We start from the raw sequence: 25,693 nt of genomic DNA on the forward strand, positions 1-25,693 counted from the left end.
ATAATATGCGTGTTACTCAAAGTATGTTGACGGCGAACTCAATGAGAAACCTAAGTTCTTCCTATGGACGAATGGGGCAGTTGCAGGATCAGTTGGCGACAGGGAAGAAGATTACAAAGCCTTCTGATGATCCGGTTGTTGCGATGAAAGGGATGTTTTATCGTTCGAACCTGACTGGGATTGAGCAGTATAAGCGGAATCTGTCGGAGCTTTATTTGTGGATGGAAAACTCGGAGTCGGGAATCGAGCAAGCGAATCAAGGGCTGCAACGTGTACGGGAATTGACGATTCAAGGGAAAAATGGAACGTTAAGTGATGAAGATCGTAAAGCTGTTGCTACGGAAATCGAACAGATTAAAAATGATCTTGTCAGTGTTTCTGAAACAAAAGTAGCGGGAAGATACATTTTTCATGGGACGGACGTTGGGAATTCTCCGATTAAGGATGGGAATCCCGCAGATGGAAGTGCACCTCAAGTTGCTGATAATTTAGGTAGTGGGTCCATAGATGCTTATCCGGTTGAAGTTTCACAGGGAGTTTCTTTAAAAGCAAATGTTAATCCCAATAATGTTTTTAATCAGAAGCTGTTCGATACAGTGCACAATATCCAAAAAGCGTTTGAATCTGGAGATGATTCAGCTCTCGATACCGAACTTGAGAATCTGGACAGTGTAATGAACACGTTATCAGCAGAACGTTCTGAACTGGGCGCACGTTACAATCGTCTTGAAATGGTAGACGACAGACTGGCTCAACAAGAAGTCACTGCCAATCGCATTCTTTCAGACAATGAGGATGCGGATATTGAACGCGTTATCACGGATTTAAAAACCCAAGAAAGCGTCCATCGTGCAGCACTCGGCGTTGGGGCAAGAATTATTCAGCCAACATTAATGGATTTTCTACGATAAAAGCAAGGGGACTAACCCTTTAAGGTGTTTTGTCACCTTGGGGTCTAGTCCCTTTTTATATGGAGGTGAATACGTGTGAACGTTCCACAAATAAGATTGCAGTCCACTTCAGCAGCCCTAAGCATAAGGACAACTCCAGGGCGAATGGATATCGAACAACAACCTGCAGAATTGGATATCCAGCAACCTCAGGCGAAGATGGATATAGAACGGACACCCTCCAAACTGACCATCGACCAAACCGAGGCCAGGGCAGATATGGACTTGAAATCGGTTCGCCGCAGGATAGAAGAATATTCCCAACAAGGATATGAAGACTGGTTATCGGGACTTGCCAGGGTCGCTCAGGATGGGGATGAATTGATGATGATTGAGAATGGTGGGGGTGCGATTGCAGCTCAGGCTAAACGAAACAGTGAATCTCCTATATATGACTTTAATATAGGGTGGATCCCATCAGCAGGCAGTGTCAAAATCAATTACGAGCCCGGAAGCGTCAAAGTGAACGTTGAACCACAAAAAGTGATAAACAACTCTCGTCCCCAGAAACCCACTATACAATATACACCTGCTCAAGTGGATGTCAGTTTGAAACGATATGCAGACTTGCAAATTGATTTTGCCAATTTAAAGCATGTGGGAATTAACTACGAACAAGAAATATAGAATAAAGGAATGAAGCGGATGAAAATCGATACGAAATATCATGGAAATATAGTAGTGAACTCAGAGGACATTCTAACATTTGATCACGGCATCCCCGGGTTTGGGGAAGAGAAGCAATTTGTATTATTGCCACTTCCGGAAAATGAGTGGTTTCATATATTACAATCGGTGAAAACGCCTCAGCTTGGATTTGTCGTAACGGATCCATTTATGTTCTTTAAGGAATATGATTTTGAATTGGATCAGACTAGTGTGGATTTACTGGATAATCCTTCTGAAAAAGAAGTTCAGGTGCTTTCTATTCTTACCGTACGTGAAGTGCTTAATGAATCTACCGCGAATTTGCAGGCACCGATCATTCTTAATCTCGCAACTCGTAAAGGAAAACAAGTTATCTTAAACAACACAGACTATCAAACCAAGCACCTGATCTTTGCTCAGCCTGCAGGAAAGAAGGGGTGAGGGGATGTTAGTACTGACAAGAAAAACCGGAGAAAGCATTCAGATTGGGGGTGACATTGAGTTAACGGTCATATCTGTAAAAGGGGATCAGGTGAAATTAGGGATAAATGCACCGAAGAACGTAGATATCCATCGGAAAGAAGTCTACCTCTCTATCCAGGAAGAAAACACCGAAGCTTCGAAAGGAATCGACAACCTATTTAACATTTTGCCAAAAAATGATTAATTATTTTTCTCAAACTATTAAACACTAGTCGAAGCTACCGATAATAGTATTGTAAGCAATGAGGAGAAGGGCGGCCGACCTTTGTGACTTGTTGCAAACTAAAAACTAGATAGTTCACATGGATGTGGGCTTACTTTCAAGGAGGAAATTATTGTTATGAGAATTAATCATAATATTGCGGCGTTGAATACTTATCGTCAGTTGAATAGTGCTTCTACTGCACAAGGGAAATCTATGGAGAAGTTATCTTCAGGTATGCGTATTAATAAAGCTGGGGATGATGCAGCGGGTCTTGCAATCTCTGAAAAAATGCGTGGACAAATTCGTGGTCTAGACCAAGCATCTAAGAATTCACAAGATGCAATCTCTATGATACAAACAGCAGAAGGTGCATTAAACGAAACTCATTCAATTCTTCAACGTATGAGAGAACTTTCAGTACAATCTGCTAATGATACGAATACAACTGAAGATAGAAAAAATATCCAAGATGAAATGAATCAACTTGGCACTGAAGTTGAACGAATTGGTAATCAAACAGAGTTCAACACTAAGAAATTATTAAATGGTAAAATGGGTGCTGCTCAAACTGCAACTGCTGGTACAATTACCAATACAGGTAATTTAGGGGCGGCTATGGCTGATGCAACTACTCTAGATAGCTTAGTTGATAAAGCTGGTAACAACGTAGGAATTGCAAACGGCGATACAATAACTGCAACCTGGTCTGTTAACGGTACTCAAAAAACAGCAACATTCAATGTAACTGATATTTCATCAGATGCATTATCAAATATTAATGGTGCAATAGCAGGTGATGCATCGGTAGCTTCTGCTGCTACAGTTGCTGGTGTTACGACAATTACTGCAGCATCAAATGGAACAGCTGCTCAAATTAATGGGTTGTCAATTGAAGTAACATCATCTACAGGTGAACGTAAAGAAGCTGCATCTAATGCACTATCTAATTTTGATGTTGGTACGGCTGCTAAGGATGTTCGCGATGATGGCTCATCAACATTCCATATTGGCGCTAATAATGGCCAAACAATTAATCTTTCAGTTGAAGATATGAGAGCTTCTACTTTAGGAGTTAAAGATCTACAAGTAGGAACTCAAAGCCAAGCTGAAACAGCAATGAAGGTTGTTGACCAAGCTATTCAAAAAGTATCAACTGAACGTTCTAAATTAGGTTCTTACCAAAACCGTTTAGAACACACCATCAACAACTTAAACACATCTTCTGAAAACCTAACTGCTGCGGAATCTCGTATCCGTGACGTAGATTATGCTTTAGCTGCCTAAGCAGTGACAAGCACAGTCGTCCTGGCTGGTAACGGCTGGTGATCATAATTGGGTGAATTGCTGGAAACCCCTGAGAGCTTTTCTTGCCACAACGTAGTTGGAAACGACAAGCGTGATGGGCTTAACAAAAGAAGAGATTGGGCAATCAGCAGCCAAGCTCCTGTCTTGAAAGAGTGGAGAAGGTTCAACGACTAGGATAGACCATCTAAAAGCTAAGCTCATGGTGATGAAATCCGTAGGTGAAACAATGGTCATCAGCATTGTTAATCCGAAGTGCCCAACCCCTACTATTTATAGAGGGTGAAGATATAGTCTGGTCGTTTATGAAAGTAAATGTTCGCACGATGGCGAAAGAAATGATGAACCAAACGAAGAATTCTATTCTTTCTCAAGCTGCACAAGCTATGCTAGCGCAAGCCAACCAGCAGCCTCAAGGAGTTTTACAACTTCTTCGTTAATTTTATTTTTTCTAAGGGGGACTCTAGCAATAGGGTCTCTTTTTTTATGATTAAGATTTGAATAGTCTAATCTAACAACTAAACTTTCCCCACCAAACACCGATATAACCCATATAACCCTCAGGAGGATCAAAAGATGATTGATAAAGTGACAGGCGGAGTACCAGGAATACAATCATTTACTAGATTAGAGAACCAAACAAGCGAAGAAGTGAAACAAATTCAAGCTCAGGAACGACACCATGAAGAAACCACAACGAAAGATCCTGTCACCAAAGAAAAGATGAAAGATGTCGTTCATGGGATGAATGAGTTTATGTCCACTTCGAATACACACCTCAAATTTGAATTTCATGATAAATTGCAAGAATACTATGTGACGATTGTGGATGATCGTACGCAGGAGATAGTGAAAGAAATACCAGCAAAGAAAATGCTTGATATGCATGCCGCGATGACGGAATTTGTTGGGTTAATAGTCGATAAGAAGGTTTAATGGAAGGAGATACATATGGCTGATATGCGAATTGGTGGCCTTGCCAGTGGTATGGACACGGATCAAATCATAAAAGATTTAATGAAGGCAGAGCGAATTCCTTTAGATAAATTGGAACAAAAGAAGCAATACCTCGAGTGGCAACGTGATGATTACCGTGACATGAATAAGATGATGTTTGACTTTAGTAATCTTATTTTTGACGGGGTAATGAAGCAGGGGACGTATACCCAAAAAACGGTGTCTGTTTCAAACCCGAATGAGGTATCTGTTAAAAACATCAGCTCCACCACTGATTTCACTGGAACACTCAAGGTAGAGAAGTTGGCCACTGCTGCAACGATGTATAGCACTCCTATTACACAGTCGGATGGTGGGGCATTTGATTCTAAAAAGAAGTTGAGTGATTCCTTTGGTCTGACTGGTGAGCAAAGTGTTATGGTCAAAGCGATTAAAGCGGATGGGACGATGGCAGCTGATTTTACAGAAATCAAGTTTAATGCTGAAGACGAAACGTTGGACAGTTTAATCTCCAAGATCAATGCTCAAACAGGCGTGACGATGTTCTATGACCAACAAACTAAGCAAATGTCTGTTATGAGTAAGAATACGGGGAGTAATGATAGCGGTGCTGAAATTGAGTTGCAAGGGGCACTGTTCACTACTCATTTGAAATTGGATGCAGACAATGATACTGCGCTGGCGAATACTAGAGGTTCAATCGGAGAAAATGCCAAGTTTACATACAATGGTATGGCTACCGAGCGTTCATCAAACACGTTCAACATTAATGGATTTGAATTAACACTTAAAAATGCGTCCAATACGAATGTAACGTTCGCATCTAAACCCGACACCGATAAAATCCTAGAAAAAATCGTCAAATTCGTCGACGAATACAACAAGCTTATTGAAAAGGTAAACGGAGAAGTAAACGAAAAGAAATACCGTGATTTCCAGCCATTAACTGCTGAACAAAAAGAGTCAATGGAAGAAAAGGAAATTGAACTGTGGGAAGAAAAGTCACGCAATGGTACGCTGCGCAATGATTCTGTCCTAACTTCAGGTTTGAATAAAATGCGGACCGACTTGTACACACCAATCTCTGGTGGAACATCCGGCATTGACCAATTAGCCCAAATCGGAATCAAAACATCAAGTAACTACCTCGATCGTGGAAAGTTGATTATTGATGAAAGCAAGCTGAAAGAAGCGATATCCAAGGATCCGAATGCAATCTATGAAATTTTTGCAAAAGATGGTGCGACTTCAAATGAACAAGGAATCGCCCGTCGCTTACGTGATACGTTAAAAACTACCATGGACAGCATTGAGCAAAAAGCGGGAAAAGCTTCGAGTACTAACAATACCTATACCTTGGGTCGATTATTAAACAATATGGACAGTCAAATGAACCGTTTTGAAGACCGATTAAATCAAGTCGAAGACCGCTACTGGCGCCAATTCACTGCCATGGAAAAAGCGATTCAACGTTCGAATCAACAGTCCATGTTCCTCATGAACCAATTTGGCGGCTAAACATAACTAAAGGAGTGTCACTATGGCCATCAACAACCCGTATGCAGCATACCAGAACAACTCGGTCAACACCGCATCACCAGGTGAACTGACCCTTATGCTCTATAACGGAAGCCTGAAATTTATCCATATCGCGAAAAAAGCGATTGAAGAAAAAAATATAGAACTGAAGAACACCAATATCCAAAAAACCCAAGCCATCGTAAATGAATTGATGGTGACATTGAACACGGATCTTGAAGTATCACAAAATCTCATGTCCCTTTACGATTACATCATTCGTCGCCTAACAGAAGCAAATATTAAGAGCGATGTGTCGATTTTAGAAGAAGTCGAGGGACTTCTCACCGATTTCCGTGATACATGGAAAGAAGCAATTCAACTGAACCGCCAGAAGCAGCATGCCGGTCAAGGTGGTCAGGCGTAATGAGCTCGGTCCTTCTTTGCTATACCATCACGAAACAACTGATAGAAGCATTGGAACAAGTGAACGATGAAAACAGGGAAACCACGATTGAGGAAGTGGAAGCTCTTTTAGAAAAAAGACAGAGTGTACTCGGCGCCATCAAGCCACCCTATACTCAGGATGAGCAGCAACTGGGCAAGCAGATGGTTGCTTGGAACCAGCAACTTGATCGACAATTAGCTCAATTACGTTCAGAAATCAAACGGGACATGAACGGCTTAACCAAGAAAAAAACGTCCGTCCAAAAATACTCCAACCCATACGAATCCCTGCAATATGATGGAATGTTTTACGATAAAAAGAAATAGGTGATTCTTTGACAACGAAATTAGACGAAAAACAGTACGACTTGGTCAACCAATACGTCGGAATGCTCGACACGATCGAAGAAGCACTGAAGTATGTGGAAGCAAGCTTCACTGCTTCAAGTAAAACAGAAGGTGACACAGTTCTTTCAGATGTCTTCATGGCCATTGGACAGATTTCAGAAAGCAATCCATTGTTGAAAGAAATGTTTGATGGACGGGAAGACATTCAGAAAGTTATAACTGAATTTGATACAGTGACGAATCAAGCATTGAAACTTGATGGACAGTTAGACAACAATGCAGTCAGACAAAGTATCGTCCAGGAAAAACTGTCGCCAGCTTTTTCTGCATGGAAAACAACGATTGAAATCGAACTAAATCCTTATCTGACACATTAAGCCTCGAATCTCCGAGGCTTTTTTCTTTTCCAAATCCTCTCATGCTATAATAATAGAAAAATGCTGGAGGAAGCCGGTATGAAAACTAGTGTAATAGATGAGATTAGAAGATTCTCCCTAAGCTACCCGGAGGTTCATGAGCATATTGACGGATTCGGACACATTTCTTTCCGTGTGAAGGACAAACCATTTGTCATAATAGGAGAGACCTTATCGATTAAAACGCTCCCTGCTACTCAGGAAATCCTGCTCGAACAGTCAGGCTATATCAAAGCACCATACATAGGAAGACATGGATGGGTGCTGGTAGAGATAGAGGAAGTCGGTTGGCAAACCATTGAAGGATTGATTCGTGAGGGTTATTTGATTGTGGCTCCAAAGAGACTAATCAATCACGTTCGAAATGGATAAAGAAACATGATGAATTTAATCACCAATGAACTCATAAAAAAAACCTCCCGCTCGCGTATGTGGATTTGCATGGGCATCATCGTGCTCATCGATACCATAGCATCGCTTTTTATCTATATGCTGTTTGACGGCATCCAATTTTCATTCTGGGAGTATATGCGGATCAGTTCTAACCTCCTGGTTGTCATTCAAGTCTTCTGTATGATTATTGCAGGGGATATTGTTTCAAGTGAATTCTCAAGCGGCACTATAAAACTTCTGCTCATTCGACCCGTTAATCGTATGAAGATTTTACTATCCAAATACCTAACTGTTTTAGTTATTGCAATTATTTTAACAGCATACCATTTTATATTTTCTGCTCTACTTGGTTCACTTTGGTTTTATGATAGTTTCTTTGACCTGAACGTGAACTTTTTTATTGTGGCTGGTGCTTATGTGCTGAGGTTTTTGGAATTGATTGTGATTTGCTCAATCGCCTTTACCTTTTCTGTCTTGACGAGAAGCAGTTCGTTTGCGATTGGTGCCACCATCTTTCTGACCTTTTCTGCCGGGGCGTTTTTGATCCTCATGAACGAGCGGGGCTTGGAGTGGGGGAAATATCTGTTGTTGGCAAATACCGATTTGCAGCAGTATTTCTTTGGAAGTCCACCGTTTGATGGGATGACGTTTTGGTTTTCGGTTGGGGTGATTGTGGTGTATTTGGTTGGGTTCGGTGGAGTGGCTGGGTGGATTTTTGTGAGGCGGGATGTGGATGTTTAGTGGATCTGTTCTTTATGAGGACAGGTCTTTTTCGTTTGCCTGTTAAATTTACTGGTTTAATTGCCTGTTGATTATTGGAGAGTTTTTAACAGGCAAACGAACAGAAAAATTCGTCTGTTAAATTTTAGAGTGTTTTCAACAGACAAACTCCTCGATAAGCAGGAATTTGGCATAAATATGTCGAAGATTGAAAGACCAAAATAGAAAGGATGATAACATGGCCAATAAAAGAGAATGGTCTCCTGGGTACATTTATCATATTACCGCAAGAGGAAACCGGAGATATACCATTTTTCGCAATAAAGACGATCGTCTTAAGTATTTAGAGATTGTAGAAAATGCAAAAGAAAAATTCCCCTTTATTCTTCACTCCTATTGCCTCATGACCAACCACGTCCACCTCCTGATAGAAACCATCAATGATCCTCCAGGCAAGGTTATTCAATACATCCACTACCGGTATGCGCGATATTTTAATAAGAGAAATGGATTTGAAGGACATCTCTTTCAGGGACGTTATAAATCGGTGATCATTCGGAATAACAAGCAGCTGATAGACACAAGTTGCTATATTCACTTAAATCCTGTAAGAGCTGGTATTGCAACTGAAGGAGAGAATTATCAATGGTCGAGTTATCGTTCCTTTATTACAAATAGAGCGAATAAACATGTTGAGACAAAAAAGATCCTCTCATTTATGAATGGTGGTTCGAAAAATCATTATAAGTTTTATGTGGAAATTAGGTTAAAGCAATTTAATTAGTGATGAAACGAAATGCCCTGCTGAATTTGAATGATTTTTCAGCAGGTGTTTTTTTGTTTTGATTTACCTGTTGAATACACATTAGAATTTACCTGTTAAATAATATTGAAAGTTTGACAGTTGAAATTCTTAGTTTATTTAACAGGCAAACTTGTTGCGATAATTAACAGGCAAAAAACGTACCAGATTAAACTGACAAAACTCCAGCTATATTTAACAGGCAAAACCCAAAACCTCCTTCCCCAAGCCTCCAAATTCCCACCGTTTAATCTCCACAAAAAGTGAGAAAATAATACTATAGAGTGAATGGTCCATCTTACATACCAACCTAAATCACCTCACTCTATTATTCTCCAACCCCTCACCCACCAACAACTTCGACACCACATTACAACCTTTACGAAAAATTGACAAAAAATTTAGAATGTTTAAGAAGGAATAATTGAGGGAATAGAGAATATATAAACATAGCTTTATTTTTAAAAGGAGGAGTTTACATGTTGAACTACAACATTCGAGGCGAGAACATTGAGGTAACTCCAGCGATTCGCGAACACGTGGAGAAGAAGATTGGAAAGTTAGATCGTTACTTTAATGAAACTCCTGATGCAAATGTACATGTTAATTTAAAAGTGTATCCTGATAAAAATACGAAAACTGAAGTGACTATTCCAATGCCGCATTTAGTGCTTCGTGCAGAGGAACGCAACACGGATATGTATGCGGCCATTGATCTAATAGTAGATAAATTGGAGCGTCAAATTCGCAAACATAAGACCAGAGTGAACCGTAAGATGCGTGAAAAGGGAAGCCCGAAGGAGTTCTTCGCGGCTCAGGAAGACTTGAATCATGTTTCTCCAAATGGTGCAGCTGCCGTTGAGCTGGAGGACGAGGACGATACAGAAGTAGTAAGAACGAAGCAGTTCAATCTTAAACCGATGGACAGCGAAGAAGCGATCCTGCAAATGAATATGCTGGGTCACACATTCTTCATCTTCACAGACGCAGAGACAAACGCAACGAACATTGTTTATAAGCGTCGTGACGGCAAGTATGGCTTAATTGAAACAAACTAATCTGATAAACCAAGAAATCCTGCGGTCACTTCGACTGCAGGATTTTTGATTTTTAAAGGAGGTTTTCCTCATTTTTAGTAGAAGATTGAAGATAGACAAAAGGGAAGCTTACACTACACCCTCGAGAAACGCTTATGAACTGGCAGAAAACGAAAACGGCTCCAACGTACACTGGTATGGTCTGCATCCAGTGCCAGGGATATGGCGGCGGGCAAATTTATTTCGATGAAGTCTTAATTCGTAAAGATGGGTTATTTCTAGTAGAAGAACTAAAAGGATTAAATCCTGAAGCTTTACTTTAAAGGAGGACTTCACCATGACGTATTCCATTGTAGGCTATGACCCGGAAGAGAAAGAATGGGGGATTGCTGTCCAATCCAAATTCCTCGGCGTTGGATCGGTTGTACCTTTTGCCAAAGCGGGAGCGGGAGCAGTAGCGACACAGTCTTATGCGAACACCTCCTACGGGCCACATGCACTCCAATTGATGGAAGAAGGCAAGACTGCTGAAGAGGCGCTGGACATCATCGTAAGAGATGATCCTGAGCATACATTACGCCAGGTTGGGCTGATTGATGCTTGTGGAAATTCAGCCACATTTACAGGTGAAGGCTGTTATGACTGGGCTGGTGGGCAAACAGGAAAACACTTTGCTGCTCAAGGAAATATTTTAGTAGATCAGAATACGGTGAAGGCGATGGCGGAAACCTTTGAGTCTGCAACAGGAACGCTTGCAGAGAGATTATTACTGGCCCTTGATGCCGGTCAGGAAGCAGGTGGCGATTCTCGTGGTATGCAATCCGCAGCCCTTCTAGTCGTGAAAGAAAAAGGTGGATACGGCGGGTTCAACGATCGGTATGTTGACCTGAGGGTAGACGACCACGCTTCTCCTATCAAGGAATTGAAGCGAATCTATCATCTCCACCGGTTATACTTCAAAGAATCAGATGCTGGTAGAGTTGTATTATTGGAGGGGGAAATTCACGATGAGGTGGAACGTGAACTTGCCCGTCTTGGCTACGGGAAAGAGAAGCAATCGCTCTATCAAAATTTGAAAGACTATCTCCATACGGAGAACTTTGAAATGCGTGAGAAGGATGAGAATTATATTGATCTGGACGTGCTGGATTATATGAAAAATCAAGGGAAATAGAGAAGGGGAGAACCAGTCGGAAATCGATTGGTTCTTTTTTCTTGTTCTAAAACAGTTTAATGAACGCTTGAAATGTTATATAATGAATGTTTGTGTACGGGACTCGAGAATTTGGAGGTAAATACAAACATGAGTACAGTCGGAAGAAATGAACCATGCCCATGTGGCAGTGGGAAAAAATATAAGAAATGCTGTGAAAAAGAAAATGTAGTGAATATAGATACATTGGTTACTCAAGAGCTGGATGTGCTTCAGGCACAGCTTTATGATTTCATCGCTACGGCCCAGTCTACTGAGATCGAAGAATCCTATCATCACTACTTAGCGAAGATGGATTTAATGCAGGCTGATCCTGATATTTATGAAATGGCGTTTGTCAGCTGGTACGGAGCGACTCAAAAAGATGCTGACGGCGTTCGGTTGATTGACCGTTTTGTTGATAAGCAACTGAGCACGGTAACCCGTCCTCAGACAAAGGAAGTATTGGAATCGTGGAAGAATGTGCGGGTTACGGTTGGTACTGTTGAGAAGCTTGACGACAATACGCTACGTGTTGAGGAAGCAATCACGGAGGATAAGCTGGTTGTCACGGAGAAATTCGGTAAGTTGGATGAGAATAGCTTCTTCTTAGGATTACTACTGCCGAACGGTGAGAAGTATCTACCATTTGCTCAATACTTCATTTATCCTGCGATTGAGAAAGCCGCAATGGAATTAGTGAAGATCCGTTTTGAACAAGGTGAGTTTGAAAATCTGCATGAATACTTATCCGGTCAGTACCTTGAAATAGCCGACGTCGGATTTGTTCTTTATAGTGCTGAGAAGAAAAAGGCTGGAAAAGCAACAGCATCTAGTAATGAAACGGATGAAGCAGTCGCAGATTCAGCTGAAAAAGCGGAAGCAGGAACTGAAGGAATCGAAATCTGGAAGACGCCTGAATACGTTGAAGCGATCACCGCTCTTCAAAACTTCCTGACTGAAAAAGGGGAAGACAAAAAAGAAAGTGATCTGCTCGTAGCCGTATTGGAAAAATACTTCTACACAGAACGCCCGACGATCCGTAATCCGAAAATCTACTCAGGAGCAATGGTGGACATGGCGAAAAACATCGACGAAATCAGTATCCGCCACGTTCAAAAAGAACTGGCCGAGCACTTCGATGTCTCTGCCAACAGCATCTCAAGACGAAGCAAACAAATCTGGGAAAGCTACCAGGACACCGTTCAAGAACTACTCAAGAAAACAAAAGCCTAACAACCCAATCTACACAACACCAAAAAGTCGTCTGCATAGACGGCTTTTTTTTGAGGGACGGACCTCCCTTTTCATGACCTATTAAGGAATAAAGCTTGATATGAAAGCATTCTTTTCTAGAATGGACTGCAATTGGGAGGTCCGTCCCTCCACCAAGCTCTCCACAAATCCCTCCTCCAAAGCCTCCAGTTGTAACCAATATGGGATAGTGGTAAGATTGGAAAGGAATATATCGTGTTTTGGTGGGAGGATATTGGGCTTTTGTAGCGAATTTTTATGTAGAGTGATTGGAAGCTGAATTCCGTGCGTTTACATGGATTTCACATATTTCTCATCCAAATTTCATTTTCTTTCGTTATACTAGTGACGTTTGGCTCTCATTTAAACACAGATAAAGGAGCGTTTATACATGCTTGGTCTATTAAATAAAGTATTTGATGCGAATAAAAGAGAATTAAAGAGGCTGGAAAAACTGGCTGATCAAATAGAAGAAATAGCTCCGGATATGGAGCGTCTGACGGACGACGAAATTCGGGTAAGAACAGAACGTTTCAAAGAGCGTTTTCAAAAGGGTGAAGACCTGGAAGATATGCTGGTTGAAGCATTTGCTGTTGTACGAGAAGCAGCTCGTCGCGTCCTTGGTTTATACCCATACCGCGTTCAGCTCATGGGTGGTGTTTCCCTGCACGGTGGGAATATCTCTGAAATGAAAACCGGTGAAGGGAAAACCCTGACGGCTACAATGCCGGTTTATTTGAACGCGATCACTGGAAAAGGCGTTCACGTTATCACTGTCAATGATTATTTGGCAAGTCGTGATGCGGAGGAAATGGGTAAATTATATAATTTCCTTGGATTAACTGTAGGACTCAACCTTAACTCCATGTCTAAAGATGAAAAACGGGAAGCCTACAAAGCGGATATCACATATGGTACAAATAATGAATTCGGTTTTGACTACCTACGAGACAATATGGTGCTCTACAAAGATCAAATGGTCCAGCGTGATCTTCACTTTGCCGTTATTGATGAAGTTGACTCCATCTTAATTGATGAAGCACGTACACCACTTATCATATCAGGGAACGCACAGCGTACGCCTCAGCTCTATATCCAGGCGAATGCGGTTGTACGTACACTGAATAAAGAAGATGACTACACATATGATGAAAAAACAAAAGGAGTTCAATTAACGGAGGACGGAATCAGCAAGGTAGAGAGAGCCTTCCATATTGAAAACCTGTTTGATATTTCACATGTTACCCTTAATCATCACATCAATCAGGCATTGAAAGCGCATGTTAGTATGCATCGCGATGTTGATTACGTGGTTCAAGAAGGTGAAATCATCATCGTTGATTCCTTCACAGGTCGTCTGATGAAAGGTCGTCGTTACAGTGACGGACTTCACCAATCGATCGAGGCAAAAGAAGGTCTTGAAATTCAAAACGAAAGCATGACCATGGCGACGATTACGTTCCAGAACTACTTCCGTATGTATGAAAAGCTTTCCGGTATGACCGGTACAGCGAAAACGGAAGAAGAAGAGTTCCGTAATATTTACAATATGAATGTTGTGGTTATCCCGACGAATAAACCGATCGTCCGTGATGACCGTGCCGATTTAATTTACGCTTCCATTGAAGGGAAATTCAACGCTGTGGTGAACGATATTAAAGAACGATATGAAAAAGGTCAGCCTGTACTTGTCGGTACGGTTGCCGTTGAAACATCAGAGCTTATCTCTAAGCTTCTGACGAAAAAAGGCGTACGCCATAATGTCTTGAATGCAAAAAACCATGGACGTGAAGCGGACATCATTTTAGAAGCAGGTCAACCAGGTGCTGTAACGATTGCGACGAATATGGCCGGTCGTGGTACGGATATCAAGCTTGGTGAAGGCGTCATCGATCTTGGCGGTCTTGCCGTTATTGGTACAGAGCGTCACGAGTCACGCCGTATCGATAATCAGCTCCGTGGACGTTCCGGACGTCAAGGGGATCCAGGTGTAACTCAGTTCTATCTTTCAATGGAGGATGAATTGATGCGCAGGTTCGGCTCTGACAATATGAAGAGCATGATGGAACGCCTTGGAATGGACGATTCTCAGCCGATTCAAAGTAAAATGGTCAGCCGCGCGGTAGAGTCAGCTCAGAAACGAGTGGAAGGTAACAACTTCGACGCTCGTAAACAGCTTCTTCAATACGATGATGTCTTACGTCAACAACGTGAAATCATCTATAAACAGCGTAATGAAGTCATCGACTCTGAAAACCTTCGTGAAATCGTTGAAGGCATGATCAAATCGACTATCGAGCGTCAGGTAGCAGCCCATACTTCAGAAGAAGAGATGGAAAACTGGAACCTTCAAGGCATCATTGATTACATCAATGCCAATCTTCTACCGGAAAACGATGTAACGGTCGATGATCTTCGTGGAAAAGAAGCAGATGAAATGCTAGATCTAATCTTTGAAGATGTACAGCATCGCTATAATGAAAAAGAAGAGCAGCTGACACCTGAACAAATGCGTGAGTTTGAAAAAGTCATTCTTCTTCGCGCTGTTGATACGAAGTGGATCGACCATATCGATGCTATGGATCAATTGCGACAAGGTATCCATCTTCGCGCATACGGTCAAAACGATCCTTTACGTGAATACCAGCATGAAGGATTCGCCATGTTCGAAAGCATGGTTCTGTCGATTGAAGAAGATGCAGCTAAATACGTCATGAAAGCTGAAATTCGTAATAACCTTGAACGCCAGGAAGTAGCCAAAGGCCAAGCGGTGAACCCGAAAGAAGAAGGAGAAAAAGCCAAGAAACAACCAATGCGCAAGCAAGAAGACGTCGGCCGCAACGACCCATGTCCATGCGGAAGCGGCAAAAAATACAAACACTGCCACGGCATAACTGGATAAATAAAAGAAATGAGATGATACCTGGGACTTATTTTGCTAAAATTAGTCCCAGGTACTTTTCCGTTTTTAAGGTAGCTGAAATAGATGGTATTAATAGTGGGTGATCTTGTAAGAAGGCCTTGTTAAAAGGCACAGTTGATTGGAGCGTAAGGTGCAAGACTCCTGCGGGAAAAGCGGGACAGGTGAGACCACACAGGGGCGCAGCCGAGGAGAATCACCGCCCGCCCTGCGGAAAGCGAGCACCTGGAGCGCAAATCAACTACTACTGTCTAATAGAAACTCCAACCATCCTCTTTCAGGTATGATCCCAATAAAAAAATTTGAACAACCCAAATAACTATAGAGGTGACCACACATGGAACTATCAGAAATCAGAGCAGAGTTAGAAAAATCAGCTAAGACATTAGCGGACTTCAGGGGGTCTCTTTGACTTAGAAAACAAAGAGGCCAGAATCCAGGAACTTGATGAAATCATGGTTCAACCAGACTTCTGGGACGACCAGCAAAAAGCTCAAGGCTTAATTAATGAAGGAAACGGTTTGAAGGAACTTGTCAATGATTACAAATCAATGCTTGAATCCCAAGAAAACCTGGAATTAACTCTTGAACTTGTAAAAGAAGAACCGGACGAAGAACTTCAACAGGATCTTGAAGATGAGCTTGGTGATCTGGTCAAACGCTTGAATGATTACGAGCTTCAACTTCTATTAAGTGAAGAACATGACAAAAACAATGCAATCCTGGAACTTCACCCAGGTGCAGGTGGAACCGAGTCACAGGACTGGGGTTCTATGCTGCTGCGTATGTACACGCGTTGGGCTGAAAAAAGAGGATTTAAAGTTGAAACCCTTGACTATCTTGCTGGAGATGAAGCTGGAATCAAGAGTGTGACTTTAGGTATAAAAGGACACAATGCGTACGGGTACTTAAAAGCCGAAAAAGGTGTTCATCGTCTTGTTCGTATTTCTCCATTCGATTCCTCCGGCCGTCGTCATACTTCCTTCGTGTCTTGCGAAGTGATGCCTGAGTTCAATGAAGAAATCGAAATTGATATTCGTACAGAAGATCTGAAAGTTGATACGTACCGTGCAAGCGGAGCCGGTGGTCAGCATATCAATACAACCGACTCAGCTGTTCGGATCACACATTTACCGACCAATGTCGTGGTAACCTGTCAATCTGAACGCTCTCAAATCAAAAACCGTGAGTCAGCCATGAAAATGCTGAAAGCGAAGCTCTACCAGAAGCGAATTGAAGAACAAGAACAAGAGCTTGCTGAAATTCGTGGAGAGCAAAAGGAAATCGGATGGGGAAGCCAAATCCGTTCCTACGTCTTCCATCCATATTCCATGGTCAAAGACCACAGAACCAACACAGAATCAGGTAACGTGCAAGGCGTCATGGACGGAGACATAGATCCATTCATCAACGCCTACCTTCGTTCCAAAATCAAATAAACCAACAATACTCAAAATCCCACTCCACAAACTGGAGTGGGATTTTTTGAGGGACGGACCTCAAATTTAACGAGTTCTTTCTATATATATTTAGTGTAATTTATAGCAGATTGAAACATGCATACCTGTCAAAGCATTGGGACTACTGACTTCTATCCTCATTTACCCTGTAGCAACTAACTCCATGAAGACTTCTTGTCCAGCCCATACCGAGGTCCGTCCCTCCAACAGACTCATCACCCCAACACCCTAACCTATTAATGCTTTAATACGTTATTGAAGTGTTATTTACACCTTTATGCACCCATGCTATACTCTCAAAGGTTGATGCAGAGGGTATTTGAGAAGGTGACATTCTTTTATTGTTTCCGATCACTGTACCAAATGTGCAGAATCATTTAATAAAGAATTGATGTGTCATACCTCCATTGAGTGCATTTTTAGTTAAGAAAACGGACCGATTCAGAGGTCCGTCCCTCAGTTGCATCAAAGGAAAGGTTTGGACTCATACTATAAATACATAGGGTAAAGGGGTCGTACTGGATGGGTTTGAAGGAAAGACGTCGTGAGCAGGTATTTAATCCGCGGAAAGAGAAGTTGTTAGAGTATTTGTTTGTTGTGTTTGGGTCAACGATTGTGGCCATTGCGTTTAATGTATTTTTACTTCCGAACGAAGTAGCTTCAGGTGGCGTGAGCGGTATATCCACCATACTGAATGGTCTTTTTGATTGGAGACCGGCATATGTGCAATGGGCCTTTAATATCCCATTGTTCATTGCAGGTTTGATCTTCCTGGGGCTTCAATTTGGGGTGAAAACTGCTATTGGTACGGTATTTTTACCACTTGTGGTATTCTTGACGGAAGATTGGAAGCCATGGACAGAAGATCCCCTGCTTGGTGCTTTGTTTGGGGGGATCGGTGTCGGGCTTGGGTTAGGAATCGTATTCCGCGGTAAGGCATCTACAGGAGGGACGGACCTTGCAGCGCAGATCGTCAATAAGTTCACAGGATTTTCCCTCGGTACATGTGTTGCGATGATTGACGGTATGATTGTTCTTTCCGCAGCCATTGTGTATGATATCGAACGGGGATTATACGCTCTCATCGGATTATATGTGACAAGCAAGACCATCGATTTGGTTCAGGTAGGCATAAGTAGATCGAAAATGGCGCTGATCATTACCAATCGACAAGAAGAGGTTCGTGAAGGAATACTGAATAAAATCGATCGGGGTGTGACAAAACTATCTGCATACGGCGGGTATACGGATGATGAGCGACCGATCATTATGTGTGTCGTAGATCAAACAGAATTCACAAAACTGAAACAACTGGTCAAAACCATTGACCCTTCTGCATTTGTAGTCACCATGGACGCTTCAGAAGTATTAGGTGAAGGTTTCAAACGGGTTTAAACTTAGTATAATTATGTAAGAGAGGGACGGACCTCACAACAAATCCGCGACTCTGAAAAATATGTTTTATAGGGGGATAATAAATGAAGAAAAAGCTACTTGGTGTTATTTTTGGCGCTTCATTGGTACTTGCAGCCTGTGGTGGAGACGGTGGCGACAGCACAGAGACAAGCTCTGGCGGAGTAGACCCTGAAAAAATAGTAAACAATAAGTGCACCAGCTGTCATGGTGGAAACCTCGAAGGTGGTATGGGGCCGGCTCTTAAAAATATCGGTGCCGAGCTAAGCAAGAAACAAATTCGTGAAACCATTAAAAATGGAAAAGGACAAATGCCTCCTGGACTCATTAAAGGTGAAGAAGCAGACGCAGTTGCGGAATGGTTATCGAATAAGAAATAAGAAGTTGTGCAGAAGGGGAGTCCAAAATGGGATTCTTCTTCTTTTTTTATTTATCCACACTATAATATGGTCTCTTCTTTAAGTGTATATTACAAAGACCTCTCAAAGCTCGTCCTCACATTACCACGCTCCAATTATAACCTAGTAACTTAATCAGAATAGCATAACAATAGTGTTTTCTTGTGAAATAGAATCAATATTTATTACTTGATACTAAGACCAGTTGATGGGTTTAAATACCTATATTTGAAGCGGATAATAGGTATAATCGACAGTAAAACAGGTAATAATTTCACATTTTTTCATGTTTTGAAATAAAAATGTAATAATTTTTTTCCTTAAATTCGTAAGAAGTGATGTTATAATTGTTTTCGGAAGCGTAATTCGAGGTTTTTCACCATTTTTTGTCTAATGGTGGTGAAGACGACTTTGGTTACGTACCGTGTACATATGTCGATAACAGCCAAGAGGGTAACTACATAATACAAATTAGGTGATTTGAAAATGATAGAAATGAAAGACGTTTACAAGCAGTACAGCAATGGTGTAATGGCTGCCAATGGCTTTAACGTCCACATTAAGCAAGGCGAGTTTGTTTATGTTGTGGGTCCAAGTGGCGCCGGAAAATCTACTTTTATTAAAATGATGTACCGTGAAGAACGTCCTACAAAAGGCGATATCGTTGTTAACGGTATTAATCTGGCAAAAATGAAAAATAGCAGAGTCCCATATTTAAGAAGAAACGTTGGGGTTGTATTTCAGGATTTCAAGCTGCTACCATCGCTGACAATCTATGAAAATATCGCCTTCGCACTTGAAGTAATAGAAGAGCATCCAAAGCAAATAAAGAAGAGGGTCATGGAAGTTCTTGATCTGGTAGGACTGAAGCATAAAGCAAGAATGCTTCCGAATGAACTGTCAGGCGGAGAACAGCAGCGTGTATCGATTGCACGTTCCATAGTGAATACGCCAAAGCTTGTGATCGCAGATGAGCCTACAGGAAACTTGGATCCTGAAACATCTTGGGATATCATGAACATCCTAGAAGACATCAGCAACCGTGGAACAACGGTGATCATGGCAACGCATAACCGGGAAATCGTAAATACTATCAAGCATCGGGTAATTGCCATTGAGAATGGCCGAATTGTTCGTGACGAACAGCGAGGTGATTACGGTTATGAAAGCTAGGACGTATGGTCGACATCTAAGAGAAAGCCTTAAAAGCATCGGACGGAACGGCTGGATGACGTTCGCCTCAGTGAGTGCCGTTACCGTAACATTACTACTTGTTGGTGTGTTTATCGTTTTAATGTTAAACATGAACAAAGTGGCAACCGATATTGAGAAAGACGTTGAAGTCCGGGTATTACTTGAAATCGGTACTAAGCAGTCTCAAATTGATGAAATAGATAAGAAGATTCATAAAATCAGCGGAGTCGAATCCGTCAATTATTCTTCCAAAGAAGCAGAACTTCAAAACCTGGTAAAGGATTTGGGAGACGATTTCAGATTATTTGAACAGGATAATCCATTATACGATGTGTTTATCGTAAAAGCGGAAAATCCTCGTGATACAGGAAAGATCGCTGGTGTGATTAGTAAGTATGAAGGTGTAAATGAAGCCTTGTACGGTGAAGCGAAGATTGAAAAATTGTTTAATGTGCTGGAAATGAGCCGAAACGTTGGACTTGTATTAATCATCGGTCTATTGTTTACAGCGATGTTCCTTATCTCAAATACAATTAAGATCACCATTGTCGCAAGAAGAAGGGAAATCGAGATAATGAAACTCGTGGGTGCAACCAACTGGTTTGTACGCTGGCCATTCATATTAGAAGGATTATGGCTGGGAATTTTAGGTTCTATTATCCCGATCGCTCTTGTCACAACAGGTTACTACTATGCTTATGAATTTATTAAACCAAAACTACAAAACCATTTTATTCAGATATTAGATTTTACCCCTTTTATCTATCAAGTAAACGGATTAATTTTATTAATGGGTTGCTTGATCGGGGCATGGGGAAGCTTTATGTCCGTTCGTAAGTTCTTAAAAGTGTAAAATTTGATAGGTTGATAGAAGCTGAAAGGAGCATGCCGCTTGAACAAGAAGTATTTTATATCATTATCTATTGCAGCAGCATTAACAATCGGAAGTCTACCAACGTTAGCTACAACTGCTAACGCTAACTCCTCTGTAGAGGACTTAAAGAAACAGCAGGACGACATCTCATCTAAAAAAGAGGAAATCAACGGCAAGATTGATGAGAAAAAATCACAAATTGATCAAACCATTAGTAAACAAAAAGATATTGAAACACAGATTGCTGAAATCAGTACAAAATTAAAAGATACAGAAACAAAGATCCAAGAAAAAACAAAAGAGATTGATGAAACAACGACAGAAATCAATAAACTTAAAGAAGATATCGAAGTTCTTAAGCAAAAGATTGAAGAACGTAATGAATTATTAAAAGAACGTGCTCGTGCTATCCAGGAAAAAGGCGGCTCAGCAAATTACCTTGATGTCCTTCTTGGTGCGGACAGCTTCGGTGACTTCATCAACCGTGTAACAGCAGTAAACACGATTGTTAGTGCAGATAAAAAAATCATGGACGAGCAAAAGCGTGATCAAGCTGAACTAGAGAAGAAACAAGCAGAAGTAGAGAAAAAGCTAGCAGATTTAGAGTCTTCTAAATCAAATCTTGAATCATTGAAACAAGACCTTGATAGTCAAAAAGCTAAAAAGGCAGAATTATTCAAGCAGTTAGAAGCTCAACAAGCTTCGTTGAAAGTGGAAAAAGCAGATCTTGAGCATGAGTCAGATGATCTTTCTAAAATGGAGCACCAACTTGAAGGTGAAATCCAGGCTGAACAAGCACGTTTAGAAGAGCTTGCCCGCCAACGTGAGATTGAGCGTAAGCGTCAAGCTGAAGCTGAAGCAGCAAAACGTGCAGCGGCACAACAACAAGCGACATCAAGCTCAAGCAGTAGTAATAGCGGTAGTTCTTCATCAGCTCCAGTAGCATCTGTTGCACCTGTAAGCTCCGGTGCATGGACAGCGCCAGCTCATGGAGCGATTACAACCAACTTCGGGTGGGATACGTTAAACGGCAAACAACGTTTCCACTATGGTACGGATATTGCAGCACGCGGAAGTGTTCCAATCTCAGCAGCTGCAGATGGATATGTTATTAAGAGCCAATATAGCTCAAGCTACGGAAATGTAGTATATATTACTCACTCTATTAATGGTAAAACGTTCACGACTGTCTATGCTCATATGTCTTCTTCATTAGTAAGTCAGGGACAAGCAGTGAACAAAGGTGACCAAATCGGATATATGGGTAACACAGGTTATTCTTTTGGACAGCATTTACACTTTGAACTTCACGCAGGTTCTTGGAATGCATCCCATTCAAATGCTGTGAATCCACGTCAATATATTAACTTTTAATCTTATAAATCCCGCTCCTTGATAGGAGCGGGATTTTTTCGTGAATCAATAATTGAAAATCAGCTTCTTACGGAATAATGTTTTCATCTTCTTTTTTTTCTAGTATAATGACACTTATACTCATGCAACATTTCGAAAATGGCAAACTAATTGAAAAGTTAGGACGCAAAGCTACGGGTCTTCTATTTCACTAAAAATAAAGATCGCCGGGTTACCGAAAACAATGGACGCGATGACGACTAATTCGAATGTTTTTAGTATCATTTAGCCTGCCTCTTTTGGTGGGTTATTTTTATCTCGACGTTCGGGATAGTATGATTTGAATCTGTATGAAGGATGATGATGTTGGAAATAACAGATATAAAAAGAAGATTAAGAAGTTTCTGCAGAAGAAATCGTACTGCCTTAAAGTATACTTACATAGGGGAATATACGGCAGAAGATATTAGTGACATGCTTATTGATTGTTTAGGTGTGGAAGAGGTGAGCAGGATTCTGGATGACATTGACATTATTACACGACGAAATGGAGATACAGTTAAATATTTCATGCTGATCCTAGAAGGTATTAAGGCAGCATAAGTGTTAAAAACCGAATGCTGGATAAGGTCTGCATTCGGTTTTATTTATGTAGTGATAACGTATTGTACGATGTTATGCAACTGAAAATGTTGCAACTATTTTTCCGGTCCTTCAATGGGGGATTCGAATATACAACCGTCATCTGGGTGTATCTCTTTGTGATGATATGCATCACCTTTCTTTTATATGTAAGGAGGAAATATAGTGAATAAACGGAATTTTGCTTTGGCTATCGTGGCCCTACTGATTGGTATTTTCTTAGTGAACTTTATTCAGGATCAGCAGGAAAAGAAGGCGAGGGAAGAAGCTGCGGAGTTAGCCAATGAATCCATGGATCTTTCTAATGCGAAGCAGGGGCTCTCGAAGGGGGATCGTGCTCCTGAGTTTCAGTTGTCGACCCTCGATGGAAAGAGCGTAAAACTATCGGACTTGAAGGGCAAGAAGGTGATTCTGAATTTCTGGGCGACCTGGTGTCCGCCATGTAAAGCGGAAATGCCCCATATGCAGAAATACTATGAAACACGTGCTGAGAAAGAAAATGTCGAAATCCTCGCCGTCAATTTAACTTCTATGGATGATGGGAAAAAGGCCGTCCAGCAATTTGTCGAAGGCTACGAACTCACCTTCCCCATTCTAATGGACGAAAAAGGGGAAATCGGAGACAGGTATAGGGCAATCACGATCCCAACCACCTACATGATCGACACAACCGGCACCATCCAGCACAAAATCATCGGTCCCATGAATGAAGAAATGATGGGTAAAATGGTGGAGGGAATGGAATAATGGGAGGGACGGACCTCCCATCAGGATGTTTGATTATATACTCTACGAGGTATATTTGTAACAGGAGGAGATGTAAACATGTTTCATTACACAAAGGAAGTGTCAAAAAGCGTGAAGGAAGCAGTCGAAGCAGTTGAAGCTTCCCTGAAAGAGGAAAGCTTTGGTGTGTTGTGGAATCTTGACCTTGCAGAGAAGCTGCAGGATAAGGGTCTTGATTTTAACGAAGAAGTAGTCGTGTTAGAGGTGTGCAACCCTCACGAAGCCAAAAAAGTGTTGGAGCAAAGCATGCTCGTTAGCTACTTTCTGCCTTGTAAAGTGGCTGTATACACAGAAGAAGGAACTACCAAGATCGGCATGGCAAAACCAAGCAAGCTGATCGAGATGGTGGATAACGATGAATTGAAGAAGTCAGCGTTGGATATTGAAAATCGTTTGATTGCTTGTTTGGAGAAAGTATAAAATGAACCTGTTGCCCATTGGCAGCAGGTTTTTTTCAAGGATCCGAAGCATCCCACTCCTCGCAATCTTCTGAATATGATACACTTTTAAAAATACATAGATTCAGGAAGGATGACTGGGATGAAGTTCACAACGAAGGTCGTACATAGTCAGTTACAGGTCACAGAGGAAATTCGCAGTAAGACGACGCCGATCTATCAGACGTCTGCTTTCTCGTTTAGCTCTCTAGAGGAGCTGGAGGGTTTTTATGAAGGGAAATCCCCTTATCTCTACACGAGAACCGGAAACCCCAACACAGATGAATTAGGCAAGATGGTAGCAGAACTGGAAGGAGCGCCAGCGGGTGTTGCAACCTCGTCTGGCTTGTCAGCGATCCTTGTTGGGATCCTCGCCGTTGTCCGTTCAGGGGATCATATCATTGCCGCCGAGGATTTATACGGCGGAACGTTTCATATGTTGAAAGAAGAGCTGAAGTCATTCGGGATTTCGACTTCTTTTGTGGATTTTACGCGTACAGAAGAAATCGAAGCTGCACTTACACCACAAACTAAACTTCTCTATAGTGAAACGGTCACAAACCCGTTTATGCGAGTTGAGAATCTACCAGAAATGGTTAAGCTTGCTGAGAAACACAATCTGAAAACGATGATCGACAATACGTTTGCAACTCCATTTCTCCGTCAGCCATTTTTAGAGGGTGTGGACCTGGTCGCGCACAGCGCCACGAAATATATCGGTGGACACAGTGATATCACCGCAGGAGTTGTGGTCGGGACAGAAGAGCTGGTACAAAAAGCGAGAGAAAAAGTCGTCAACATTGGTTCAAACTTAAGTCCTTTTGAAGCGTGGTTAACTTGCAGAGGAGCGAAAACGCTGGCACTTAGAATAGGAACCCAAGCGCAAAACGCCGGAACCCTCGCCAACGAACTTCGAAGCAATGAGTATATAAAGAAAGTCTATTATCCAACAGACTTATCGAAAAAAGGCAACGGGGCGATTGTGACCATTGAGCTCGAAAACACCTGTGATATGAGCACATTCTTTAAATCCTTAGGTTGGATCAAAATCATCCCGTCACTGGCCGGTGTGGAAACAACAGTTTCGTACCCACTGGGAACGTCTCATCGTGCCTTACCTAAAGAAGCTCAAGAAAAACTTGGCATCAATACTCACGTGGTGCGCATCTCCTTAGGGATTGAGGACGGAGAGGACATCGTCGCTCAATTTAACTCAGCTGTTGTAGAATCGATTAAAAAGTAAATAATGAAAAAATTCTAAAAATACCCTTGACGTTGAGCTCGGTTACCCTTTATAATTCATTTCAACGCAAGATTTAACACATTGACAACTACATGCTCTTATCCAGAGAGGTGGAGGGACTAGGCCCGATGAAACCCGGCAACCTTCATGTGCGCAGAACGCGTCACATGAAAAGGTGCTAATTCCTGCAGGCGATTTGCCTGAAAGATAAGAGGAGGACCCTATTCAATTAGACCCTCTTCTTAGGAAGAGGGTTTTTTATTTTATCCTCTTCTTCTCTTCTTAGAAATACTTTCTTCAT

At 41.6% G+C, this 25,693-nt stretch carries 28 protein-coding genes, 1 pseudogene and 2 riboswitches; all 29 genes and pseudogenes read left to right on the forward strand.

Annotated features, from left to right (window positions below):
• The first annotated feature begins 5 nt into the window (after nucleotides 1-5).
• Entirely contained in the window at nucleotides 6-911 is a 906-nt protein-coding gene (gene flgL / locus FGG79_RS15530; protein WP_138779967.1) for a flagellar hook-associated protein FlgL, read from the forward strand.
• A gap of 75 nt (nucleotides 912-986) precedes the next feature.
• Complete coding sequence (locus FGG79_RS15535; protein ID WP_138779969.1) at nucleotides 987-1,577, forward strand: DUF6470 family protein; 591 nt, start codon at nucleotides 987-989, stop codon at nucleotides 1,575-1,577.
• A gap of 18 nt (nucleotides 1,578-1,595) precedes the next feature.
• Nucleotides 1,596-2,039 carry a flagellar assembly protein FliW gene (gene fliW, locus FGG79_RS15540; protein ID WP_138779971.1) on the forward strand — a complete coding sequence of 148 codons (444 nt, stop codon included), beginning with the start codon at nucleotides 1,596-1,598 and terminating at the stop codon, nucleotides 2,037-2,039.
• 4 nt (nucleotides 2,040-2,043) lie between these two features.
• On the forward strand, nucleotides 2,044-2,265 hold the full coding sequence (csrA, locus tag FGG79_RS15545; protein WP_138779973.1) for a carbon storage regulator CsrA: 222 nt from the start codon (nucleotides 2,044-2,046) through the stop codon (nucleotides 2,263-2,265).
• A 156-nt stretch (nucleotides 2,266-2,421) separates the two neighbouring features.
• The gene (locus tag FGG79_RS15550) at nucleotides 2,422-3,570 is read left to right on the forward strand and encodes a flagellin N-terminal helical domain-containing protein (RefSeq protein WP_138779975.1); all 1,149 of its coding nucleotides are present in this window, start codon (nucleotides 2,422-2,424) and stop codon (nucleotides 3,568-3,570) included.
• Nucleotides 3,571-3,911: 341 nt separating this feature from the next.
• Nucleotides 3,912-4,028: pseudogene (locus tag FGG79_RS22365) on the forward strand (flagellin); the annotation flags it as partial.
• Between the two features lie 136 nt (nucleotides 4,029-4,164).
• Nucleotides 4,165-4,524, forward strand: coding sequence for a flagellar protein FlaG (gene flaG, locus FGG79_RS15565; RefSeq protein WP_138779979.1), 360 nt, complete (start codon nucleotides 4,165-4,167; stop codon nucleotides 4,522-4,524).
• Nucleotides 4,525-4,539: 15 nt separating this feature from the next.
• Nucleotides 4,540-6,063: a flagellar hook-associated protein 2 gene (locus FGG79_RS15570; RefSeq protein WP_138779981.1), complete on the forward strand. Its 1,524-nt coding sequence runs from the start codon at nucleotides 4,540-4,542 to the stop codon at nucleotides 6,061-6,063.
• A gap of 22 nt (nucleotides 6,064-6,085) precedes the next feature.
• The gene (gene fliS / locus FGG79_RS15575) at nucleotides 6,086-6,490 is read left to right on the forward strand and encodes a flagellar export chaperone FliS (protein ID WP_138779983.1); all 405 of its coding nucleotides are present in this window, start codon (nucleotides 6,086-6,088) and stop codon (nucleotides 6,488-6,490) included.
• Nucleotides 6,490-6,837: a flagellar protein FliT gene (fliT, locus tag FGG79_RS15580; protein ID WP_171050971.1), complete on the forward strand. Its 348-nt coding sequence runs from the start codon at nucleotides 6,490-6,492 to the stop codon at nucleotides 6,835-6,837. The genes fliS and fliT overlap by 1 nt, the downstream gene beginning before the upstream one ends.
• Nucleotides 6,838-6,845: 8 nt before the next feature.
• Complete coding sequence (locus FGG79_RS15585) at nucleotides 6,846-7,235, forward strand: DUF8042 domain-containing protein (protein WP_138779987.1); 390 nt, start codon at nucleotides 6,846-6,848, stop codon at nucleotides 7,233-7,235.
• A gap of 78 nt (nucleotides 7,236-7,313) precedes the next feature.
• A complete protein-coding gene (locus FGG79_RS15590; protein WP_240794312.1) occupies nucleotides 7,314-7,646 on the forward strand; it encodes an MmcQ/YjbR family DNA-binding protein in 333 nt (110 codons plus the stop codon).
• 6 nt (nucleotides 7,647-7,652) lie between these two features.
• Nucleotides 7,653-8,408 (forward strand): ABC transporter permease, encoded by a 756-nt coding sequence (locus FGG79_RS15595; RefSeq protein ID WP_138779991.1) that lies wholly within the window; start codon nucleotides 7,653-7,655, stop codon nucleotides 8,406-8,408.
• A gap of 217 nt (nucleotides 8,409-8,625) precedes the next feature.
• On the forward strand, nucleotides 8,626-9,171 hold the full coding sequence (locus FGG79_RS15600; protein ID WP_138779993.1) for a transposase: 546 nt from the start codon (nucleotides 8,626-8,628) through the stop codon (nucleotides 9,169-9,171).
• Nucleotides 9,172-9,668: 497 nt separating this feature from the next.
• On the forward strand, nucleotides 9,669-10,247 hold the full coding sequence (gene hpf, locus FGG79_RS15605; RefSeq protein WP_138779995.1) for a ribosome hibernation-promoting factor, HPF/YfiA family: 579 nt from the start codon (nucleotides 9,669-9,671) through the stop codon (nucleotides 10,245-10,247).
• A 134-nt stretch (nucleotides 10,248-10,381) separates the two neighbouring features.
• Nucleotides 10,382-10,549, forward strand: coding sequence for a hypothetical protein (locus tag FGG79_RS21880; RefSeq protein WP_171050972.1), 168 nt, complete (start codon nucleotides 10,382-10,384; stop codon nucleotides 10,547-10,549).
• A gap of 14 nt (nucleotides 10,550-10,563) precedes the next feature.
• Nucleotides 10,564-11,400, forward strand: coding sequence for a DUF1028 domain-containing protein (locus tag FGG79_RS15610; RefSeq protein WP_138779997.1), 837 nt, complete (start codon nucleotides 10,564-10,566; stop codon nucleotides 11,398-11,400).
• Between the two features lie 129 nt (nucleotides 11,401-11,529).
• A complete protein-coding gene (locus tag FGG79_RS15615; protein WP_171050973.1) occupies nucleotides 11,530-12,654 on the forward strand; it encodes a YecA family protein in 1,125 nt (374 codons plus the stop codon).
• 409 nt (nucleotides 12,655-13,063) lie between these two features.
• A complete protein-coding gene (gene secA, locus FGG79_RS15620; protein WP_138780001.1) occupies nucleotides 13,064-15,574 on the forward strand; it encodes a preprotein translocase subunit SecA in 2,511 nt (836 codons plus the stop codon).
• A gap of 355 nt (nucleotides 15,575-15,929) precedes the next feature.
• Nucleotides 15,930-17,031, forward strand: a protein-coding gene (prfB, locus tag FGG79_RS15630; protein WP_138780005.1) for a peptide chain release factor 2 whose coding sequence is annotated in 2 segments (ribosomal slippage) — nucleotides 15,930-16,001 and nucleotides 16,003-17,031 — 1,101 coding nt in all. Because the reading frame shifts where the segments join, the coding sequence is not laid out codon by codon here.
• Between the two features lie 543 nt (nucleotides 17,032-17,574).
• The gene (locus FGG79_RS15635; protein ID WP_138780007.1) at nucleotides 17,575-18,447 is read left to right on the forward strand and encodes a YitT family protein; all 873 of its coding nucleotides are present in this window, start codon (nucleotides 17,575-17,577) and stop codon (nucleotides 18,445-18,447) included.
• 83 nt (nucleotides 18,448-18,530) lie between these two features.
• Entirely contained in the window at nucleotides 18,531-18,845 is a 315-nt protein-coding gene (cccB, locus tag FGG79_RS15640) for a cytochrome c551 (RefSeq protein ID WP_138780009.1), read from the forward strand.
• A 504-nt stretch (nucleotides 18,846-19,349) separates the two neighbouring features.
• Nucleotides 19,350-20,036 carry a cell division ATP-binding protein FtsE gene (gene ftsE, locus FGG79_RS15645; protein WP_138780011.1) on the forward strand — a complete coding sequence of 229 codons (687 nt, stop codon included), beginning with the start codon at nucleotides 19,350-19,352 and terminating at the stop codon, nucleotides 20,034-20,036.
• Complete coding sequence (gene ftsX / locus FGG79_RS15650; protein ID WP_138780013.1) at nucleotides 20,026-20,910, forward strand: permease-like cell division protein FtsX; 885 nt, start codon at nucleotides 20,026-20,028, stop codon at nucleotides 20,908-20,910. Before ftsE ends, ftsX begins: the two co-directional genes overlap by 11 nt.
• 39 nt (nucleotides 20,911-20,949) lie before the next feature.
• On the forward strand, nucleotides 20,950-22,305 hold the full coding sequence (locus FGG79_RS15655; RefSeq protein ID WP_138780015.1) for a murein hydrolase activator EnvC family protein: 1,356 nt from the start codon (nucleotides 20,950-20,952) through the stop codon (nucleotides 22,303-22,305).
• A gap of 130 nt (nucleotides 22,306-22,435) precedes the next feature.
• Nucleotides 22,436-22,524: riboswitch (cyclic di-GMP riboswitch) on the forward strand.
• A gap of 126 nt (nucleotides 22,525-22,650) precedes the next feature.
• Nucleotides 22,651-22,887: a hypothetical protein gene (locus tag FGG79_RS15660; protein WP_138780017.1), complete on the forward strand. Its 237-nt coding sequence runs from the start codon at nucleotides 22,651-22,653 to the stop codon at nucleotides 22,885-22,887.
• A gap of 204 nt (nucleotides 22,888-23,091) precedes the next feature.
• Nucleotides 23,092-23,673, forward strand: a complete 582-nt coding sequence (locus FGG79_RS15665) for a peroxiredoxin family protein (RefSeq protein ID WP_138780019.1) — start codon at nucleotides 23,092-23,094, stop codon at nucleotides 23,671-23,673.
• Between the two features lie 78 nt (nucleotides 23,674-23,751).
• Entirely contained in the window at nucleotides 23,752-24,132 is a 381-nt protein-coding gene (locus FGG79_RS15670; RefSeq protein ID WP_138780021.1) for a DUF302 domain-containing protein, read from the forward strand.
• Between the two features lie 120 nt (nucleotides 24,133-24,252).
• Complete coding sequence (locus FGG79_RS15675; protein ID WP_138780023.1) at nucleotides 24,253-25,392, forward strand: trans-sulfuration enzyme family protein; 1,140 nt, start codon at nucleotides 24,253-24,255, stop codon at nucleotides 25,390-25,392.
• 95 nt (nucleotides 25,393-25,487) lie between these two features.
• Nucleotides 25,488-25,606, forward strand: a riboswitch (SAM riboswitch).
• Nucleotides 25,607-25,693: the final 87 nt, after the last annotated feature.

It is taken from the genome of Bacillus sp. BHET2, from assembly GCF_005938125.1.
Lineage (GTDB): Bacteria > Bacillota > Bacilli > Bacillales > Bacillaceae_B > Rossellomorea.

Excerpts from the sequence above, each read along its gene's own strand:
- flgL (WP_138779967.1), top strand. The coding sequence starts at position 6 with ATGCGTGTTACTCAAAGTATGTTGACGGCGAACTCAATGAGAAACCTA.
- fliW (WP_138779971.1), top strand. The coding sequence starts at position 1,596 with ATGAAAATCGATACGAAATATCATGGAAATATAGTAGTGAACTCAGAG.
- csrA (WP_138779973.1), top strand. The coding sequence starts at position 2,044 with ATGTTAGTACTGACAAGAAAAACCGGAGAAAGCATTCAGATTGGGGGT.
- FGG79_RS15550 (WP_138779975.1), top strand. The coding sequence starts at position 2,422 with ATGAGAATTAATCATAATATTGCGGCGTTGAATACTTATCGTCAGTTG.
- flaG (WP_138779979.1), top strand. The coding sequence starts at position 4,165 with ATGATTGATAAAGTGACAGGCGGAGTACCAGGAATACAATCATTTACT.
- FGG79_RS15570 (WP_138779981.1), top strand. The coding sequence starts at position 4,540 with ATGGCTGATATGCGAATTGGTGGCCTTGCCAGTGGTATGGACACGGAT.
- fliS (WP_138779983.1), top strand. The coding sequence starts at position 6,086 with ATGGCCATCAACAACCCGTATGCAGCATACCAGAACAACTCGGTCAAC.
- fliT (WP_171050971.1), top strand. The coding sequence starts at position 6,490 with ATGAGCTCGGTCCTTCTTTGCTATACCATCACGAAACAACTGATAGAA.
- FGG79_RS15590 (WP_240794312.1), top strand. The coding sequence starts at position 7,314 with ATGAAAACTAGTGTAATAGATGAGATTAGAAGATTCTCCCTAAGCTAC.
- FGG79_RS15595 (WP_138779991.1), top strand. The coding sequence starts at position 7,653 with ATGATGAATTTAATCACCAATGAACTCATAAAAAAAACCTCCCGCTCG.
- FGG79_RS15600 (WP_138779993.1), top strand. The coding sequence starts at position 8,626 with ATGGCCAATAAAAGAGAATGGTCTCCTGGGTACATTTATCATATTACC.
- hpf (WP_138779995.1), top strand. The coding sequence starts at position 9,669 with ATGTTGAACTACAACATTCGAGGCGAGAACATTGAGGTAACTCCAGCG.
- FGG79_RS21880 (WP_171050972.1), top strand. The coding sequence starts at position 10,382 with ATGAACTGGCAGAAAACGAAAACGGCTCCAACGTACACTGGTATGGTC.
- FGG79_RS15610 (WP_138779997.1), top strand. The coding sequence starts at position 10,564 with ATGACGTATTCCATTGTAGGCTATGACCCGGAAGAGAAAGAATGGGGG.
- FGG79_RS15615 (WP_171050973.1), top strand. The coding sequence starts at position 11,530 with ATGAGTACAGTCGGAAGAAATGAACCATGCCCATGTGGCAGTGGGAAA.
- secA (WP_138780001.1), top strand. The coding sequence starts at position 13,064 with ATGCTTGGTCTATTAAATAAAGTATTTGATGCGAATAAAAGAGAATTA.
- FGG79_RS15635 (WP_138780007.1), top strand. The coding sequence starts at position 17,575 with ATGGGTTTGAAGGAAAGACGTCGTGAGCAGGTATTTAATCCGCGGAAA.
- cccB (WP_138780009.1), top strand. The coding sequence starts at position 18,531 with ATGAAGAAAAAGCTACTTGGTGTTATTTTTGGCGCTTCATTGGTACTT.
- ftsE (WP_138780011.1), top strand. The coding sequence starts at position 19,350 with ATGATAGAAATGAAAGACGTTTACAAGCAGTACAGCAATGGTGTAATG.
- ftsX (WP_138780013.1), top strand. The coding sequence starts at position 20,026 with ATGAAAGCTAGGACGTATGGTCGACATCTAAGAGAAAGCCTTAAAAGC.
- FGG79_RS15670 (WP_138780021.1), top strand. The coding sequence starts at position 23,752 with ATGTTTCATTACACAAAGGAAGTGTCAAAAAGCGTGAAGGAAGCAGTC.
- FGG79_RS15675 (WP_138780023.1), top strand. The coding sequence starts at position 24,253 with ATGAAGTTCACAACGAAGGTCGTACATAGTCAGTTACAGGTCACAGAG.